The organism is Escherichia sp. WS3063, assembly GCF_046486595.1.
GTDB lineage: Bacteria > Pseudomonadota > Gammaproteobacteria > Enterobacterales > Enterobacteriaceae > Escherichia > Escherichia coli.
The window spans coordinates 261,317-279,581 of record NZ_JBJQKY010000002.1 but is presented as its reverse complement, the minus strand read 5'-3'; the positions used below and the strand labels follow the sequence as shown (position 1 = coordinate 279,581).

21 protein-coding genes are annotated in these 18,265 nt (G+C 51.6%); 17 read left to right on the top strand and 4 right to left on the bottom strand.

All coding sequences use genetic code 11. The features are described 5' to 3' along the window. Positions 1 to 125 precede the first annotated feature (125 nt). The 10 genes from nsrR to ACJHYW_RS03240 all read left to right on the top strand — a co-directional run bounded on the left by nsrR (position 126) and on the right by ACJHYW_RS03240 (position 9,746). Positions 126 to 551, top strand: coding sequence for a nitric oxide-sensing transcriptional repressor NsrR (gene nsrR, locus ACJHYW_RS03285; protein WP_001177639.1), 426 nt, complete (start codon positions 126 to 128; stop codon positions 549 to 551). 38 nt (positions 552 to 589) lie between these two features. Next, a complete protein-coding gene (rnr, locus tag ACJHYW_RS03280; protein ID WP_410233341.1) occupies positions 590 to 3,031 on the top strand; it encodes a ribonuclease R in 2,442 nt (813 codons plus the stop codon). A 90-nt stretch (positions 3,032 to 3,121) separates the two neighbouring features. After that, positions 3,122 to 3,853 (top strand): 23S rRNA (guanosine(2251)-2'-O)-methyltransferase RlmB, encoded by a 732-nt coding sequence (rlmB, locus tag ACJHYW_RS03275; RefSeq protein ID WP_001293282.1) that lies wholly within the window; start codon positions 3,122 to 3,124, stop codon positions 3,851 to 3,853. A gap of 126 nt (positions 3,854 to 3,979) precedes the next feature. After that, positions 3,980 to 4,381, top strand: coding sequence for a YjfI family protein (locus ACJHYW_RS03270; protein WP_000220128.1), 402 nt, complete (start codon positions 3,980 to 3,982; stop codon positions 4,379 to 4,381). 18 nt (positions 4,382 to 4,399) lie between these two features. Further along, positions 4,400 to 5,098, top strand: a complete 699-nt coding sequence (locus ACJHYW_RS03265; RefSeq protein ID WP_000511955.1) for a PspA/IM30 family protein — start codon at positions 4,400 to 4,402, stop codon at positions 5,096 to 5,098. Positions 5,099 to 5,147: 49 nt separating this feature from the next. Continuing rightward, positions 5,148 to 5,807, top strand: coding sequence for a YjfK family protein (locus ACJHYW_RS03260; RefSeq protein ID WP_000012571.1), 660 nt, complete (start codon positions 5,148 to 5,150; stop codon positions 5,805 to 5,807). Between the two features lie 17 nt (positions 5,808 to 5,824). Then, a complete protein-coding gene (locus ACJHYW_RS03255) occupies positions 5,825 to 6,223 on the top strand; it encodes a DUF350 domain-containing protein (protein WP_000547760.1) in 399 nt (132 codons plus the stop codon). 9 nt (positions 6,224 to 6,232) lie between these two features. Then, positions 6,233 to 6,871 carry a DUF1190 domain-containing protein gene (locus ACJHYW_RS03250; protein WP_000101674.1) on the top strand — a complete coding sequence of 213 codons (639 nt, stop codon included), beginning with the start codon at positions 6,233 to 6,235 and terminating at the stop codon, positions 6,869 to 6,871. A gap of 2 nt (positions 6,872 to 6,873) precedes the next feature. Then, positions 6,874 to 8,037, top strand: a complete 1,164-nt coding sequence (locus tag ACJHYW_RS03245) for a glutathionylspermidine synthase family protein (RefSeq protein ID WP_000944010.1) — start codon at positions 6,874 to 6,876, stop codon at positions 8,035 to 8,037. An 83-nt stretch (positions 8,038 to 8,120) separates the two neighbouring features. Beyond that, positions 8,121 to 9,746, top strand: a complete 1,626-nt coding sequence (locus ACJHYW_RS03240) for an isovaleryl-CoA dehydrogenase (protein WP_001361379.1) — start codon at positions 8,121 to 8,123, stop codon at positions 9,744 to 9,746. 116 nt (positions 9,747 to 9,862) lie between these two features. Here ACJHYW_RS03240 and yjfN read toward each other — a convergent pair whose 3' ends face one another. Further along, on the bottom strand, positions 9,863 to 10,138 hold the full coding sequence (gene yjfN, locus ACJHYW_RS03235; protein ID WP_000811566.1) for a DUF1471 family protease activator YjfN: 276 nt from the start codon (positions 10,136 to 10,138) through the stop codon (positions 9,863 to 9,865). 148 nt (positions 10,139 to 10,286) lie between these two features. Beyond that, positions 10,287 to 10,616 carry a biofilm peroxide resistance protein BsmA gene (bsmA, locus tag ACJHYW_RS03230; RefSeq protein WP_000254636.1) on the bottom strand — a complete coding sequence of 110 codons (330 nt, stop codon included), beginning with the start codon at positions 10,614 to 10,616 and terminating at the stop codon, positions 10,287 to 10,289. 181 nt (positions 10,617 to 10,797) lie between these two features. Here bsmA and yjfP point away from each other — a divergent pair, with 181 nt between their 5' ends. Beyond that, entirely contained in the window at positions 10,798 to 11,547 is a 750-nt protein-coding gene (yjfP, locus tag ACJHYW_RS03225; protein WP_000569734.1) for an esterase, read from the top strand. Here yjfP and ulaR read toward each other — a convergent pair. Further along, on the bottom strand, positions 11,544 to 12,299 hold the full coding sequence (gene ulaR / locus ACJHYW_RS03220; protein WP_000133631.1) for an HTH-type transcriptional regulator UlaR: 756 nt from the start codon (positions 12,297 to 12,299) through the stop codon (positions 11,544 to 11,546). The genes yjfP and ulaR overlap by 4 nt on opposite strands. Before the next feature lie 107 nt (positions 12,300 to 12,406). Then, positions 12,407 to 13,471, bottom strand: a complete 1,065-nt coding sequence (ulaG, locus tag ACJHYW_RS03215; RefSeq protein WP_001295191.1) for an L-ascorbate 6-phosphate lactonase — start codon at positions 13,469 to 13,471, stop codon at positions 12,407 to 12,409. Between the two features lie 354 nt (positions 13,472 to 13,825). Between ulaG and ulaA the strand changes: the two genes are divergently transcribed. The 6 genes from ulaA to ulaF are packed head-to-tail and all read left to right on the top strand — an operon-like array spanning position 13,826 to position 18,232. Beyond that, positions 13,826 to 15,223, top strand: coding sequence for a PTS ascorbate transporter subunit IIC (ulaA, locus tag ACJHYW_RS03210; RefSeq protein ID WP_001300695.1), 1,398 nt, complete (start codon positions 13,826 to 13,828; stop codon positions 15,221 to 15,223). 15 nt (positions 15,224 to 15,238) lie between these two features. Further along, on the top strand, positions 15,239 to 15,544 hold the full coding sequence (gene ulaB, locus ACJHYW_RS03205; RefSeq protein ID WP_000218360.1) for a PTS ascorbate transporter subunit IIB: 306 nt from the start codon (positions 15,239 to 15,241) through the stop codon (positions 15,542 to 15,544). Between the two features lie 9 nt (positions 15,545 to 15,553). Continuing rightward, positions 15,554 to 16,018, top strand: coding sequence for a PTS ascorbate transporter subunit IIA (gene ulaC / locus ACJHYW_RS03200; protein WP_000776505.1), 465 nt, complete (start codon positions 15,554 to 15,556; stop codon positions 16,016 to 16,018). A 13-nt stretch (positions 16,019 to 16,031) separates the two neighbouring features. After that, the gene (ulaD, locus tag ACJHYW_RS03195; protein WP_000056760.1) at positions 16,032 to 16,682 is read left to right on the top strand and encodes a 3-keto-L-gulonate-6-phosphate decarboxylase UlaD; all 651 of its coding nucleotides are present in this window, start codon (positions 16,032 to 16,034) and stop codon (positions 16,680 to 16,682) included. Positions 16,683 to 16,691: 9 nt separating this feature from the next. Then, positions 16,692 to 17,546, top strand: a complete 855-nt coding sequence (gene ulaE, locus ACJHYW_RS03190) for an L-ribulose-5-phosphate 3-epimerase UlaE (RefSeq protein WP_000949494.1) — start codon at positions 16,692 to 16,694, stop codon at positions 17,544 to 17,546. Next, positions 17,546 to 18,232 carry an L-ribulose-5-phosphate 4-epimerase UlaF gene (gene ulaF / locus ACJHYW_RS03185; protein ID WP_001170799.1) on the top strand — a complete coding sequence of 229 codons (687 nt, stop codon included), beginning with the start codon at positions 17,546 to 17,548 and terminating at the stop codon, positions 18,230 to 18,232. The genes ulaE and ulaF overlap by 1 nt, the downstream gene beginning before the upstream one ends. The last annotated feature ends 33 nt before the right edge of the window (positions 18,233 to 18,265 follow it).

Genomic DNA, 18,265 nt, shown 5'->3' with positions numbered 1-18,265 from the left:
TCCGACACAGTGTTAAATCCTCGCTTTTTTCCTTCCCCGAACTGAAATAAATTAGCGACACAGCTTGTGGCTGGTTTATCATCAATATAAATGTATTTTTTCCCGATTTCCCTTTTGAGGTTGATGTGCAGTTAACGAGTTTCACTGATTACGGATTACGTGCGCTGATCTACATGGCGTCATTGCCTGAAGGGCGGATGACCAGTATTTCTGAAGTGACTGACGTCTACGGCGTCTCCCGTAATCATATGGTCAAAATAATCAATCAACTTAGTCGTGCCGGCTACGTGACTGCTGTTCGTGGAAAAAATGGCGGCATTCGTCTGGGTAAACCGGCGAGTGCGATACGTATTGGTGATGTGGTGCGCGAGCTGGAGCCCTTATCGCTGGTGAATTGCAGCAGTGAGTTTTGCCACATTACACCTGCCTGTCGGTTGAAACAGGCGCTTTCTAAGGCCGTGCAAAGTTTTCTTACGGAACTGGATAACTACACGCTTGCCGATTTGGTTGAAGAGAATCAACCGCTTTATAAATTATTGCTGGTGGAGTGACGAAAATCTTCATCAGAGATGACAACGGAGGAACCGAGATGTCACAAGATCCTTTCCAGGAACGCGAAGCTGAAAAATACGCGAATCCCATCCCTAGTCGGGAATTTATCCTCGAACATTTAACCAAACGTGAAAAACCGGCCAGCCGTGATGAGCTGGCGGTAGAACTGCACATTGAAGGCGAAGAGCAGCTTGAAGGCCTGCGTCGCCGCCTGCGCGCGATGGAGCGCGATGGTCAACTGGTCTTCACTCGTCGTCAGTGCTATGCGCTGCCGGAACGCCTCGACCTGGTGAAAGGTACCGTTATTGGCCACCGTGATGGCTACGGCTTTCTGCGGGTTGAAGGGCGTAAAGATGATTTGTATCTCTCCAGCGAGCAGATGAAAACCTGCATTCATGGCGATCAGGTGCTGGCGCAGCCGCTGGGCGCTGACCGTAAAGGTCGTCGTGAAGCGCGTATTGTCCGCGTACTGGTGCCAAAAACCAGCCAGATTGTTGGTCGCTACTTTACCGAAGCGGGCGTCGGCTTTGTGGTTCCTGACGACAGTCGTTTGAGCTTCGATATCTTAATCCCGCCCGATCAGATCATGGGCGCGCGGATGGGCTTTGTGGTGGTGGTTGAACTGACCCAACGCCCGACTCGCCGTACCAAAGCGGTGGGTAAAATCGTCGAAGTACTTGGCGACAATATGGGCACCGGCATGGCGGTTGATATCGCTCTGCGTACCCATGAAATTCCGTATATCTGGCCGCAGGCTGTTGAGCAACAAGTTGCCGGGCTGAAAGAAGAAGTGCCGGAAGAAGCAAAAGCGGGCCGTGTCGATTTGCGCGATTTACCGCTGGTCACCATTGATGGCGAAGACGCCCGTGACTTTGACGATGCAGTTTACTGTGAGAAAAAACGCGGCGGCGGCTGGCGTTTATGGGTCGCGATTGCCGACGTCAGCTACTATGTGCGTCCGCCAACACCGCTGGACAGAGAAGCGCGTAACCGTGGTACGTCGGTGTACTTCCCTTCGCAGGTTATCCCGATGCTGCCGGAAGTGCTCTCTAACGGCCTGTGCTCGCTCAACCCGCAGGTAGACCGCCTGTGTATGGTGTGCGAGATGACGGTTTCGTCGAAAGGCCGCCTGACTGGCTACAAATTCTATGAAGCGGTAATGAGCTCTCACGCACGTCTGACCTACACCAAAGTCTGGCATATTCTGCAGGGCGATCAGGATCTGCGCGAGCAGTACGCCCCGCTGGTTAAGCATCTCGAAGAGTTGCATAACCTCTATAAAGTGCTGGATAAAGCCCGTGAAGAACGCGGTGGGATCTCATTTGAGAGCGAAGAAGCGAAGTTCATTTTCAACGCTGAACGCCGTATTGAACGTATCGAACAGACTCAGCGTAACGACGCCCACAAGTTAATTGAAGAATGCATGATTCTGGCGAATATCTCGGCGGCGCGTTTCGTTGAGAAAGCCAAAGAACCAGCACTATTCCGTATTCACGATAAGCCGAGCACCGAAGCGATTACCTCTTTCCGTTCAGTGCTGGCGGAGCTGGGGCTGGAACTGCCGGGCGGTAACAAGCCGGAACCGCGTGATTACGCGGAGTTGCTGGAGTCGGTTGCCGATCGTCCTGACGCAGAAATGCTGCAAACCATGCTGCTGCGCTCGATGAAACAGGCGATTTACGATCCGGAAAACCGTGGTCACTTCGGTCTGGCATTGCAGTCCTATGCGCACTTTACTTCGCCGATTCGTCGTTATCCTGACCTGACGCTGCACCGCGCCATTAAATATCTGCTGGCGAAAGAGCAGGGGCATCAGGGCAACACCACTGAAACCGGCGGCTACCATTATTCGATGGAAGAGATGCTGCAACTGGGTCAGCACTGTTCGATGGCGGAACGTCGTGCCGACGAAGCAACACGCGATGTAGCTGACTGGCTGAAGTGTGACTTCATGCTCGACCAGGTAGGTAACGTCTTTAAAGGCGTAATTTCCAGCGTCACTGGCTTTGGCTTCTTCGTCCGTCTGGACGACTTGTTCATTGATGGTCTGGTCCATGTCTCTTCGCTGGACAATGACTACTATCGCTTTGACCAGGTAGGGCAACGCCTGATGGGTGAATCCAGCGGCCAGACTTATCGCCTGGGCGATCGCGTGGAAGTTCGCGTCGAAGCGGTTAATATGGACGAGCGTAAAATCGACTTTAGCCTGATCTCCAGCGAACGCGCACCGCGCAACGTCGGTAAAACGGCGCGCGAGAAAGCGAAAAAAGGCGATGCAGGCAAAAAAGGCGGCAAGCGTCGTCAGGTCGGTAAAAAGGTAAACTTTGAGCCAGACAGCGCCTTCCGCGGCGAGAAAAAACTGAAGCCGAAAGCGGCGAAGAAAGACGCGAGAAAAGCGAAAAAGCCATCGGCGAAAACGCAGAAAATAGCCGCAGCGACCAAAGCGAAGCGTGCGGCGAAGAAAAAAGTGGCAGAGTGATCATTACCCTCTTCAAACAGAAGAGGGTGAATTATCCGTAGGCCGGGCAAGCGTGGCGCTCCCGGCAAAACGTAAACAACGAGTACATTAATGAGCGAAATGATTTACGGCATCCACGCAGTGCAGGCCCTGCTGGAGCGCGCCCCTGAACGTTTTCAGGAAGTCTTTATTTTAAAAGGCCGTGAAGATAAACGTCTGTTGCCGCTGATTCACGCCCTTGAGTCCCAGGGCGTGGTTATCCAGCTGGCAAACCGCCAATATCTCGACGAGAAAAGCGACGGTGCCGTGCATCAGGGCATTATCGCTCGTGTGAAGCCAGGACGGCAGTATCAGGAAAACGATCTGCCGGATCTGATCGCTTCGCTCGATCAACCGTTCCTGCTGATCCTCGACGGCGTAACCGATCCGCACAACCTCGGCGCGTGCCTGCGTAGCGCGGACGCCGCTGGTGTTCATGCGGTGATTGTGCCGAAAGATCGCTCCGCACAGCTCAACGCCACGGCGAAAAAAGTGGCCTGTGGTGCGGCAGAAAGCGTTCCGCTGATTCGGGTGACTAATCTGGCGCGCACCATGCGTATGTTGCAGGAAGAGAATATCTGGATCGTCGGTACGGCAGGCGAGGCGGATCATACACTCTATCAGAGCAAAATGACCGGACGGCTGGCACTGGTGATGGGCGCAGAAGGTGAAGGCATGCGTCGCCTGACCCGTGAACATTGCGATGAGTTGATCAGCATCCCCATGGCAGGAAGTGTTTCTTCGCTGAACGTTTCTGTGGCGACAGGCATTTGCTTATTTGAAGCGGTACGCCAGCGTAGCTAATTTCTCGGAATTATGAAAAGCCATCCAGATTTGGATGGTTTTTTTTTGTCTATAGCTGGTAAGATAATTACGTACTGCAAATATTCATTTTATTAATATTTAAACTTAATTTATATGGAATAATATATGACATGGAATCCGTTGGCGCTGGCGACGGCGCTGCAAACTGTACCTGAACAAAATATTGATGTAACAAATAGCGAGAACGCATTAATTATTAAAATGAATGATTATGGCGATTTGCAAATCAATATTCTATTTACTTCCCGCCAAATGATTATCGAAACCTTTATTTGTCCGGTAAGTAGTATCAGCAATCCAGATGAATTTAATACCTTCTTATTAAGAAATCAGAAGATGATGCCGTTGTCATCGGTAGGGATCTCCAGCGTGCAACAGGAAGAGTATTACATTGTTTTCGGTGCGTTATCGCTTAAATCTTCTCTTGAAGATATTCTGCTTGAGATAACCTCGCTGGTAGATAACGCATTGGATCTGGCTGAAATTACAGAAGAATATTCACACTAATTACAAGGACGGGTATTTATGGGGATTTTAAAAAGTTTATTTACGCTGGGGAAATCGTTTATCTCCCAGGCGGAAGAGTCCATTGAAGAAACCCAGGGCGTGCGCATGCTGGAACAGCATATTCGTGACGCTAAAGCTGAACTCGATAAAGCCGGAAAATCTCGCGTTGATCTGCTGGCGCGAGTGAAATTAAGTCACGATAAGCTGAAAGATTTACGTGAGCGCAAAGCCAGTCTGGAAGCTCGTGCGCTGGAAGCGTTAAGCAAGAACGTGAATCCGTCGTTGATTAACGAAGTTGCTGAAGAAATCGCGCGCCTTGAGAATCTCATTACCGCTGAAGAGCAAGTGTTGTCGAATCTGGAAGTCTCTCGTGATGGCGTGGAAAAAGCAGTTACAGCGACAGCGCAGCGTATCGCTCAGTTTGAGCAGCAAATGGAAGTCGTTAAAGCCACTGAAGCCATGCAGCGTGCACAACAGGCTGTAACGACCTCTACCGTTGGCGCATCTTCCAGCGTTTCGACAGCGGCAGAATCCTTAAAACGCCTGCAAACGCGTCAGGCCGAACGTCAGGCTCGCCTGGATGCTGCCGCACAGTTGGAAAAAGTCGCAGACGGTCGCGATCTCGATGAAAAGCTGGCGGAAGCCGGAATTGGCGGTAGCAATAAAAGTAGCGCCCAGGATGTATTAGCAAGACTGCAACGCCAACAGGGCGAGTAATTTTTTGCCAGCCTCACTGCAAGGCTGGCAACTATTATAAGGATAAAATATGTCTGGTTTTTTCCAGCGTCTGTTTGGCAAGGATAATAAGCCTGCTATCGCTCGTGGTCCGCTGGGACTTCATCTCAATAGTGGCTTTACGCTCGACACGTTAGCGTTTCGTTTGCTGGAAGATGAATTGCTGATTGCGCTGCCGGGTGAGGAATTTACGGTAGCCGCCGTCAGCCGCATCGATCTGGGCGGCGGTAGCCAGATTTTCCGCTACTACACTTCAGGCGATGAGTTTCTGCAAATCAATACCACCGGCGGCGAAAATATTGATGACATTGATGATATCAAGCTCTTTGTCTATGAAGAGAGCTACGGTATCAGTAAAGAGAGTCACTGGCGCGAGACGATCAATGCCAAAGCGATGGGGGCAATGACCTTAAACTGGCAGGAAAAACGCTGGCAGCGATTTTTTAACAGCGAAGAACCGGGAAATATCGAACCCGTCTACATGCTGGAAAAAGTAGAAAATCAAAACCATGCCAAATGGGAAGTGCATAATTTTACCATGGGCTACCAACGGCAAGTAACCGAAGATACTTACGAATATTTGCTGCTAAATGGTGAGGAATCTTTTAACGATCTCGGCGAGCCAGAGTGGTTATTTTCGCGCGCGCTGGGTGTCGATATCCCGCTGACATCACTTCATATTATTGGTTAATTACAAGGACGTTTACGATGCATATACTGGATTCACTTCTTGCCTTTAGCGCCTATTTTTTTATTGGCGTGGCTATGGTGATTATTTTTCTGTTTATCTACTCCAAAATTACACCGCACAACGAATGGCAATTAATCAAAAACAATAATACCGCGGCGTCACTGGCATTCAGCGGTACATTGTTGGGTTACGTGATCCCCTTATCCAGTGCGGCAATCAATGCGGTGAGTATTCCGGATTATTTCGCCTGGGGCGGGATTGCACTGGTGATTCAGTTACTCGTTTTTGCTGGCGTCAGACTTTATATGCCCGCATTAAGCGAAAAAATTATTAATCACAATACCGCAGCAGGAATGTTTATGGGAACCGCCGCACTGGCTGGTGGTATTTTTAACGCAGCTTGTATGACATGGTAATGGACGATCATGGCCAGAAAACGCAAATCAAGAAATAACAGTAAAATTGGTCACGGAGCGATCAGTCGCATTGGCAGACCGAATAATCCTTTTGAACCGCGTCGCAATCGCTACGCACAAAAATACTTAACGTTGGCGCTAATGGGCGGTGCCGCTTTTTTCGTATTGAAAGGTTGTGGCGATAGTGGCGATGTCGATAACGACGGCGACGGAACGTTTTACTCGACTGTGCAGGATTGTATTGATGACGGTAATAATTCAGATATCTGTGCTCATGGCTGGAACAACGCCAAAGCGGCGTTTTATGCCGATGTTCCGAAGAATATGACTCAGCAGAATTGTCAGTCTAAGTATGAAAATTGTTACTACGACAATGTTGAACAGAGTTGGATCCCGGTCGTTTCTGGATTTTTGTTAAGCCGGGTTATTCGTAAAGATCGCGATGAGCCGTTCGTCTATAACAGCGGCGGATCCTCATTTGCTTCCCGCCCCGTCTGGCGCAACACTTCCGGTGATTACTCCTGGCGCTCCGGTTCTGGCAAAAAAGAGTCTTACTCTTCGGGCGGCTTTACCACCAAAAAAGCGTCAACCGTTTCTCGCGGCGGCTATGGTCGTTCTTCCAGCGCCCGTGGGCATTGGGGAGGCTAATCATGCTGAGACACAATGTTCCTGTGCGGCGGGATCTGGACCGGATTGCCGCCGATAACGGATTTGACTTTCATATCATCGACAATGAAATCTATTGGGACGAGAGTCGGGCTTACCGTTTTACTCTGCGCCAGATTGAAGAGCAGATCGAAAAACCGACTGCGGAACTGCATCAGATGTGCCTTGAGGTGGTGGATCGCGCGGTTAAAGATGAAGAGATCCTGACGCAACTGGCGATCCCGCCGTTGTACTGGGATGTGATCGCCGAAAGCTGGCGCGCACGCGATCCTTCGTTGTATGGCCGGATGGATTTTGCCTGGTGTGGTAATGCGCCGGTGAAGCTGCTGGAGTACAACGCCGATACGCCAACTTCATTGTACGAGTCGGCTTATTTCCAGTGGCTGTGGCTGGAAGATGCCCGGCGCAGCGGCATTGTTCCGCGTGATGCCGATCAGTACAATGCCATTCAGGAACGCCTGATTTCGCGCTTTAGTGAGCTTTACAGTCGGGAACCGTTTTATTTTTGCTGCTGTCAGGACACCGATGAAGACAGGAGTACCGTGCTGTACTTGCAGGACTGCGCCCAGCAGGCAGGGCAGGAGTCGCGGTTTATCTACATTGAAGATCTCGGTTTGGGCGTCGGCGGCGTACTGACCGATCTTGATGATAATGTCATCCAGCGTGCATTTAAGCTGTATCCGCTGGAGTGGATGATGCGTGACGATAACGGTCCGCTGCTGCGCAAGCGTCGCGAGCAATGGGTGGAGCCGTTATGGAAAAGTATCTTGAGTAATAAAGGGCTAATGCCGCTGCTTTGGCGCTTCTTCCCTGGTCATCCTAACCTTCTTGCATCCTGGTTTGAGGGTGAAAAATCGCAGATTGCCGCTGGCGAAAGCTATGTGCGTAAACCGATCTACTCGCGCGAAGGCGGCAACGTCACCATTTTCGACGGTCAGAATAACGTCGTTGACCACGCTGATGGTGATTACGCCGATGAACCGATGATCTACCAGGCGTTTCAACCTCTGCCGCGATTTGGCGATAGCTACACACTCATCGGTAGCTGGATTGTCGATGATGAAGCGTGCGGAATGGGGATCCGTGAAGATAACACGCTGATCACCAAAGACACCTCACGTTTCGTTCCGCATTACATTGCTGGATAAGAATGTTTTAGCAATCTCTTTCTGTCATGAATCCATGGCAGTGACCATACTAATGGTGACTGCCATTGATGGAGGGAGACACAGTGCACTGGCAAACTCACACCGTTTTTAATCAACCTATACCATTAAATAACAGCAATTTATACCTGTCTGATGGCGCGCTCTGCGAAGCGGTAACGCGTGAAGGTGCTGGCTGGGATAGCGATTTTCTAGCCAGTATTGGTCAGCAGTTAGGGACGGCTGAATCCCTTGAACTGGGGCGGCTGGCGAATGTGAATCCGCCTGAATTATTGCGCTACGATGCGCAAGGACGCCGTCTGGACGATGTGCGTTTTCACCCCGCCTGGCACCTGCTGATGCAGGCGCTATGTACCAATCGGGTGCACAATCTTGCCTGGGAAGAAGACGCTCGCTCCGGCGCATTTGTGGCGCGCGCGGCGCGTTTTATGTTACATGCGCAGGTTGAGGCTGGGTCGTTATGTCCGATAACCATGACCTTTGCCGCCACGCCATTGCTGTTACAGATGTTACCCGCGCCGTTTCAGGACTGGACCACGCCGCTGTTGAGCGATCGCTACGATTCTCACTTATTGCCAGGTGGGCAAAAACGCGGTTTGTTGATTGGCATGGGAATGACGGAAAAGCAGGGCGGTTCCGATGTCATGAGCAACACCACCCGCGCAGAGCGCCTGGAAGATGGCTCTTATCGGCTGGTGGGGCATAAATGGTTTTTCTCGGTGCCGCAAAGCGATGCGCATCTGGTGCTGGCGCAGACTACGGGCGGTTTGTCCTGCTTTTTTGTGCCGCGCTTTTTGCCTGACGGGCAACGCAACGCGATTCGCCTCGAGCGGCTGAAAGATAAGCTGGGTAATCGCTCTAACGCCAGTTGCGAAGTGGAGTTTCAGGATGCCATTGGCTGGTTGTTAGGGCAGGAAGGGGAAGGAACTCGTCTGATCCTGAAAATGGGAGGGATGACGCGTTTTGATTGCGCCCTGGGTAGCCATGCCATGATGCGCCGTGCATTTTCGCTGGCGATTTATCATGCACATCAACGCCATGTTTTTGGTAATCCATTGATCCAACAGCCCCTTATGCGTCATGTCTTAAGTCGCATGGCGCTTCAGCTTGAAGGTCAAACGGCGTTGCTGTTTCGTCTTGCGCGAGCGTGGGACCGGCGTGCTGATGCCAAAGAAGCCCTGTGGGCGCGTTTATTTACGCCTGCGGCGAAATTTGTGATCTGCAAACGAGGTATGCCGTTTATGGCCGAAGCGATGGAGGTGCTGGGCGGCATTGGTTATTGCGAGGAGAGCGAGCTGCCGCGGCTTTACCGGGAGATGCCGGTAAATAGTATCTGGGAAGGTTCCGGCAACATTATGTGCCTGGATGTGCTGCGCGTGCTCAATAAGCAAGCGGGCGTATACGACTTATTGTCGGAAGCATTTGTGGAAGTGAAAGGACAGGATCGCTATTTTGATCGCGCGGTTCGTCGTTTACAGCAGCAGCTGCGTAAGCCTGCTGAAGAACTGGGGCGAGAGATTACTCATCAGCTATTCCTGCTGGGCTGTGGTGCGCAAATGTTGAAATATGCCTCTCCGCCAATGGCGCAGGCGTGGTGTCAGGTGATGTTAGATACGCGCGGCGGCGTACGGTTGTCAGAGCAGATCCAGAATGATTTATTGCTGCGGGCGACGGGAGGAGTGTGTTTGTAAGCGTATACGACTGATGCGACGCTGGTTTCGATTAACTAAATGAAATATTTTAAAATTGTAGGCCGGACAAGGCGCTCGCGCCGCATCCGGCATTGTTCATTTGCAGTAGATGATACTCACGCATACAGTATCGCCTGTACGCGCCAGTTATCAGGCTGCTGGTCTTCGTACATGGTAATAATGCGGTACCATGACGCACCTTGTTCATCGGCCTTTAACGCCACGATACGTTCCACGTCCTGCGGATCCCCTGAAATATTGCTAACTGAGATCTGACCTATTTCATTCAGGCCCGTCACGCAGTCAGCACTGGCGAATTCTGCAGACTGTGCCGTGGCGCTCGCAGGATAAGTCACTAATTGCAGCGAGGGTGAGGCAAGTAATTGTTTCATCGTCAGCTCCATTTTTCGTTTCCCCACATGTTGCAGGGCATTCCATCGCGGTAATAAACGCCCGAGCTTCCAGCCGGTAATTTATTGTGCACAGGTAAACGCATAGGGACGCAAAGCAATGTAAAGCTGACTATGTAAGTTGTCTGATTTATTTACGGTACAAAATGGCTTGTGAATACCACTGTCCTGTCACGATGGTTTCGTCCACCATGACGACAACGTAATAATCAGCTTTTGCAGCGACAGCTTTCGCTCTGATTTCTGCTAATGCGTCATCCGGAGAACCCCGAACCATCGTGCTTACGCTACCTATTCGCTGTAACCCTTGCGTCTGGTCGCGGCGAATCTCTTGCGGATGGTCGGTTACTGGCGGTGCTGGCTGTGGCGTACCTTGCAGTGCGCTACAGGCACTTAACATCAACACCAATAATAAACTGGCAAACCGGTAAATAACGCTATTACGTTTCCTGCTAACCATAGTGTAGTGCCTTATTAATTTAACTTTGGGGGAATGTTCCCGAATTGTTACCTGGTACGCGATTTTCGAATGAAAACGTGACGAAAGCGTAACCCACATCTCAACATTATGAACTAATACCGCCAGCAGAAACTTGTGCTAAGGATTTCTTCATGTCATACCAGACAAAAAGGAGAGACAGATGATTGAAATAGAATCACGCGAGCTGGCAGATACTCCCGTTCTTCATGCTTATCCTGTCGGGCAAAAAGATACCCCGTTACCGTGTGTGATTTTTTATCACGGCTTTACTTCGTCCAGTCTGGTGTATAGCTATTTTGCCGTTGCGCTGGCGCAGGCTGGTTTGCGGGTGATCATGCCGGATGCGCCCGATCACGGTAGCCGTTTTAGTGGCGACGCAGCGCGGCGGTTAAATCAATTCTGGCAAATCTTGCTACAAAGTATGCAGGAATTCACTACCTTACGTGCGGCAATAGCCGAAGAAAACTGGCTGCGTGATGACCGTCTGGCAGTCGGTGGCGCGTCGATGGGCGCGATGACGGCACTGGGAATTACCGCTCGCCACCCCACGGTGAAATGTACCGCCAGCATGATGGGATCGGGCTATTTTACATCGCTCGCCCGTTCACTGTTTCCACCGCTGATACCTGAAACGGCAGCACAGCAGAATGAATTCAATAACATTGTCGCGCCGCTGGCAGAGTGGGAAGCGACAAACCACCAGGAACAACTTGCTGACAGACCTCTACTGCTGTGGCATGGCCTTGACGACGACGTCGTGCCTGCCGACGAATCACTACGTTTGCAGCAGGCCTTAAGCGAGACGGGACGGGATAAACTGCTAACCTGTTCATGGCAGCCTGGCGTGCGTCACCGCATTACGCCTGAGGCATTAGATGCTGCCGTGACATTTTTCCGCCAGCATCTTTAAACACGCAGAATGCTGACCCCTTGCGCTTCCAGCTGTTGCAGGATTTCCGGGTTAGCATTTTTGCCGGTGATCAGCATATCGATTTGATCGGCACGGCTAAAAAGCATTCCCGCGCGTTCGCCAATCTTACTGCTATCAACCAGTACCACCAGTTTCCCTACCACGCTCAGCATCTTCTGCTCTGCCATTGCCGTCAACATATCGGTTTTATACAACCCTTCTGCTGTCAGCCCTTTGCCGCTGGTAAACATCCAGTGCCCGGCATAGAGACTGTTTTCGCTGCCCTGCGGGCTTAAAGTGATGGACTGACTTTTGTTGTACTGTCCGCCCATAATGATCACGCTGTCATGCTCCTGATCGATCAGGTAATTTGCCAGCGGTAGATAATTAGTGATGATTTGCACTGGCTTGCCACACATTTCCCGCCCAAGCAGAAACGCGGTGGAGCCGCAGTTGATGACTACGCTTTCGCCCGGATTAACCAGCTGCGAGGCCGCTTTAGCAATACGTACTTTTTCATCGTGATTCTGCGCCTGATGCAGATTCATCGGCGTCCAGCGTGGGCGCTGCTGGGTAATAGCTTCTGCGCCATTGCGCACTTTTTTCAGTTTGCCGCTTTCGTCAAGTTTATTGATATCGCGTCGTGCAGTGGCAGGCGAAATTCCCAGACGCTCAACGACTTTCTCAACGGTCACAAAGCCCAATTGTGCGAGCATTTCCAGGAGGATTTGATGTCTTTGTGCTTCAGTCATGAGCTATTCCGATAAAATTTGATTTTTTTAGATGATATTTGAAATAGCCAGGAAATACTACGCCGGATAGCGCGAACTACTCCACGCTATCCGGTATAAACGACAGATTACAGGAACGACTTGAACGGCAGATCCGGTTCAATAGTGAAGCAATCATCGAAACCACGCGGATAGTGGTACTCGAAGTTGTCTTTATCCAGCGGCCAGGTAAATTTGCCGCCCACCTGCCAGATAAACGGCTTGAAGCCATACTTCAGACGATCTTTTTTCATCTCCCACAGCACGCGGATTTCTTGCGGATCGGCCTGGAAGTTTGACCAGATGTCGTGGTGGAACGGGATAACCACTTTCGCATTCAGGGCTTCACCCATACGCAGCATATCGGCGCTGGTCATTTTGTCGGTAATACCGCGTGGGTTCTCACCGTACGATCCTAACGCCACATCGATCTGATGTTCGTTACCGTGCTTCGCATAATAGTTAGAGTAGTGGGAATCGCCACTGTGATACAGGGAACCGCCAGGGGTTTTGAACAGGTAGTTTACTGCGCGATCGTCCATGCCATCTGGCAGTACGCCAGCCGCTTTTTGATCGGCAGGTAGGGTGATCAGTGCAGTACGGTCGAAAGCGTCAAGCGCATGAATTTCAATGTCTTTCACTTTAACGACATCGCCTGGTTTGACCACGATGCAACGTTCTTTCGGCACACCCCAGCCAATCCACAAATCAACGCAGGTTTTCGGTCCAATGAACGGTACGTCATCAGCACAGTTCTGCATCACGGCAGCAGCGACGTTAACGTCGATATGATCGTTGTGATCGTGAGTCGCCAGTACCGCGTCGATCTGGCGAATCGCAAACGGATCAAGAACAAACGGGGTGGTGCGCAGGTTTGGCTGCAGTTTTTTCACGCCAGCCATGCGCTGCATCTGGTGACCCTGTTTCATTAACGGGTTACCGTGACTTTGTTTGCCAGTGCCGCACCAGAAATCAACGCAAACGTTGGTGCCACCTTCTGATTTTAGCCAGATCCCGGTGCAGCCTAGCCACCACATCGCAAATGTGCCAGGGGCGACCTGCTCTTGTTCAATTTCTTCATTCAGCCAGCTACCCCACTCCGGGAAAGTGCTCAGGATCCAGGATTCTCGGGTGATACTTTTCACTTTACTCATCGCCATTTACCTTCATGATAGTTCAATTCGAATCAATATGTGATTGGTTTTGATTAATCCTGACACTATTTTTTCAGGAAGGCAATGACCATTTTTTGACTTTTTGCCAGGGAAGTTGTTGTTGATTTTGAGTATGGAAAGATTTAATGGAATGTGTAATTCAATTAACTAAATGAATTTAAATGAATAATCGTTTCGTTGTGTGAATCCCACTCTATCCATGTGGAATTATTTGCGGGTCGCGTCACATTTAATCATAAATAATCTTGTTGTGATTACTTTTGAAAATTAGAGTGAGTGCACAACATTCCGGGTGTGTGGAATACCCGGTTACCTCTTCTTCAGGAGATCGTTATGGAGATCCTCTACAACATCTTTACCGTGTTTTTTAACCAGGTCATGACCAATGCCCCGTTGTTGCTGGGTATTGTGACCTGTCTGGGCTACATCCTACTGCGCAAAAGTGTCAGCGTTATTATTAAAGGCACGATTAAAACCATAATTGGTTTCATGTTGTTGCAGGCAGGGTCCGGCATCCTCACCAGCACCTTCAAACCGGTGGTGGCGAAAATGTCCGAAGTCTACGGCATTAACGGCGCAATTTCCGATACTTACGCGTCGATGATGGCAACCATCGACCGCATGGGCGATGCCTATAGCTGGGTAGGTTACGCGGTGTTGTTAGCGCTGGCGCTGAACATCTGTTACGTGCTGCTGCGTCGCATTACCGGTATTCGTACCATCATGCTGACTGGACACATCATGTTCCAGCAGGCGGGACTGATTGCCGTTACGTTGTTTATTTTCGGCTACTCCATGTGGACGACCATTATCTGCACGGCGATTCTGGTTTCGCTCTACTGGGGCATAACCTCCAACATGATGTACAAACCGACTCAGGAAGTGACGGACGGCTGCGGTTTCTCCATCGGTCACCAGCAACAGTTTGCATCATGGATTGCCTATAAAGTTGCGCCGTTCCTCGGCAAAAAAGAGGAAAGCGTTGAAGACCTCAAACTGCCAGGCTGGCTGAATATTTTCCACGACAACATCGTCTCCACGGCGATTGTCATGACCATCTTCTTTGGTGCCATTTTGCTCTCCTTCGGTATCGACACCGTGCAGGCGATGGCAGGTAAAGTGAACTGGACGGTGTACATCCTGCAAACCGGTTTCTCCTTTGCGGTGGCGATCTTCATCATCACTCAGGGTGTGCGCATGTTTGTGGCGGAACTCTCTGAAGCGTTTAACGGTATCTCCCAGCGCCTGATCCCTGGTGCGGTCCTGGCGATTGACTGTGCGGCTATTTATAGCTTCGCGCCGAACGCCGTAGTCTGGGGCTTTATGTGGGGCACCATCGGTCAGCTGATTGCGGTTGGCATCCTGGTCGCCTGCGGTTCCTCGATCCTGATTATCCCAGGCTTTATCCCGATGTTCTTCTCCAACGCCACTATTGGCGTGTTCGCTAACCACTTCGGCGGCTGGCGTGCGGCGCTGAAGATTTGTCTGGTGATGGGGATGATCGAAATCTTTGGTTGCGTCTGGGCGGTGAAACTTACCGGTATGAGTGCCTGGATGGGTATGGCGGACTGGTCGATTCTGGCACCGCCGATGATGCAGGGCTTCTTCTCCATCGGTATCGCCTTTATGGCTGTCATCATTGTAATTGCACTGGCTTATATGTTCTTCGCTGGCCGCGCACTGCGCGCAGAAGAAGATGCAGAAAAACAACTGGCAGAACAGTCTGCTTAATAAGGAGTTTTGATTATGACCGTACGTATTCTGGCTGTGTGTGGCAACGGACAAGGCAGTTCCATGATCATGAAGATGAAAGTGGACCAGTTTTTAACCCAGTCGAACATTGACCACACGGTAAACAGCTGCGCGGTTGGCGAATACAAAAGCGAGTTGAGCGGCGCGGATATCATCATCGCTTCTACGCACATTGCGGGCGAAATCACCGTGACCGGCAACAAATATGTGGTTGGCGTGCGCAACATGCTCTCTCCTGCTGACTTTGGCCCGAAACTGCTGGAAGTGATCAAAGCGCATTTCCCGCAGGACGTGAAGTAAGGGCGCGCTATGAAATTACGTGATTCGCTGGCGGAGAATAAATCTATCCGTCTGCAGGCTGAAGCTGAGACATGGCAGGACGCAGTGAAAATCGGCGTTGACCTGCTGGTGGCGGCGGATGTTGTCGAGCCGCGTTACTACCAGGCGATTCTGGATGCGGTTGAACAGCACGGTCCGTACTTTGTGCTCGCACCAGGCCTGGCAATGCCGCACGGTCGCCCGGAAGAGGGTGTTAAGAAAACCGGTTTTGCGCTGGTGACGCTGAAAAAGCCGCTGGAGTTCAACCACGAAGATAACGACCCGGTGGATATCCTCATCACTATGGCGGCGGTTGATGCCAACACCCACCAGGAAGTGGGCATCATGCAGATCGTCAACCTGTTTGAAGATGAAGAGAATTTCGACCGTTTACGTGCCTGCCGTACCGAGCAGGAAGTACTGGATCTCATTGACCGCACCAACGCGGCAGCTTAAGAAGGAATTGAAGATGTCATTACCGATGTTGCAAGTCGCGCTGGACAACCAGACTATGGATAGCGCCTACGAAACCACTCGCCTGATTGCCGAAGAAGTCGACATTATTGAAGTGGGCACCATTCTGTGCGTGGGCGAAGGCGTGCGTGCGGTTCGTGACCTGAAAGCGCTTTACCCGCACAAAATCGTACTGGCAGACGCCAAAATTGCCGATGCGGGCAAAATCCTTTCTCGTATGTGCTTCGAAGCCAACGCTGACTGGGTGACCGTGATTTGCTGTGCGGATATCAACACCGCCAAAGGTGCGCTGGACGTGGCAAAAGAGTTTAACGGCGACGTGCAGATCGAACTGACCGGTTACTGGACCTGGGAACAGGCGCAGCAGTGGCGCGACGCAGGCATTCAGCAGGTGGTTTATCACCGCAGCCGTGACGCACAGGCCGCAGGCGTAGCGTGGGGCGAAGCGGACATTACCGCGATCAAACGTCTTTCCGATATGGGCTTCAAAGTGACCGTCACTGGTGGCCTGGCGCTGGAAGATCTGCCGCTGTTCAAAGGCATTCCGATTCACGTCTTTATCGCGGGCCGTAGTATCCGTGATGCCGCTTCTCCGGTGGAAGCCGCACGTCAGTTCAAACGTTCCATCGCCGAACTGTGGGGTTAAGGAGCGGATATGTTGTCCAAACAAATCCCGCTTGGCATCTATGAAAAAGCGCTCCCCGCCGGGGAGTGCTGGCTGGAACGGCTGCAACTGGCAAAAACGTTAGGCTTCGATTTTGTCGAGATGTCGGTAGATGAAACGGACGATCGCCTGTCGCGCCTCGACTGGAGCCGCGAGCAGCGTCTGGCGCTGGTGAATGCGATTGTTGAAACCGGCGTGCGCGTGCCCTCCATGTGCCTTTCTGCTCATCGTCGTTTCCCGCTGGGCAGCGAAGATGACGCGGTACGGGCGCAGGGGCTGGAGATTATGCATAAAGCTATCCAGTTCGCCCAGGACGTTGGTATTCGCGTGATCCAGCTGGCGGGCTATGACGTTTATTATCAGGAAGCCAATAACGAAACGCGTCGTCGTTTCCGTGACGGCCTGAAAGAGAGCGTTGAGATGGCAAGCCGTGCGCAGGTGACGCTGGCGATGGAGATCATGGATTATCCGTTGATGAACTCCATCAGCAAGGCGCTGGGCTACGCGCACTATCTCAACAACCCGTGGTTCCAGCTCTACCCGGATATCGGCAACCTGTCGGCGTGGGACAACGACGTGCAGATGGAATTGCAGGCCGGAATTGGGCATATCGTCGCGGTGCATGTGAAAGACACCAAACCAGGCGTCTTCAAAAATGTGCCGTTTGGCGAAGGCGTAGTGGATTTCGAACGTTGCTTTGAAACGCTCAAGCAGAGTGGCTATTGCGGGCCGTACCTGATTGAGATGTGGAGCGAAACGGCGGAAGACCCGGCGGCAGAAGTGGCGAAAGCGCGTGATTGGGTGAAAGCGCGCATGGCCAAAGCAGGCATGGTGGAGGCGGCATAATGCAAAAGCTAAAACAGCAGGTGTTTGAAGCCAACATGGATCTGCCGCGCTACGGGCTGGTGACCTTTACCTGGGGCAACGTCAGCGCCATTGACCGCGAACGCGGGCTGGTGGTGATCAAGCCCAGCGGCGTCGCCTACGAAACCATGAAAGCAGACGATATGGTGGTGGTTGATATGAGCGGCAAGGTGGTGGAAGGGGCGTATCGCCCGTCTTCCGATACTGCGACGCATCTCGAACTCTACCGTCGTTACCCGTCGCTTGGCGGCATTGTCCATACCCACTCCACTCATGCCACCGCATGGGCGCAGGCGGGGCTGGCGATCCCGGCGTTAGGCACCACGCACGCCGACTACTTCTTTGGCGACATCCCGTGTACGCGTGGGTTAAGCGAAGAAGAGGTGCAGGGCGAGTATGAACTGAACACCGGCAAAGTGATTATCGAAACGCTGGGTGGCGCTGAACCGCTGCATACGCCGGGAATTGTGGTGTATCAGCACGGGCCGTTTGCCTGGGGGAAAGATGCCCACGATGCGGTGCATAACGCGGTGGTGATGGAAGAAGTGGCGAAAATGGCGTGGATTGCGCGCAGTATAAACCCGCAACTGAATCACATCGACAGCTATCTTATGAATAAACACTTCATGCGTAAGCATGGTCCCAACGCTTATTACGGGCAGAAGTAAAACACGCGCTGCGGAAATTTCCTTCTTCGGGAG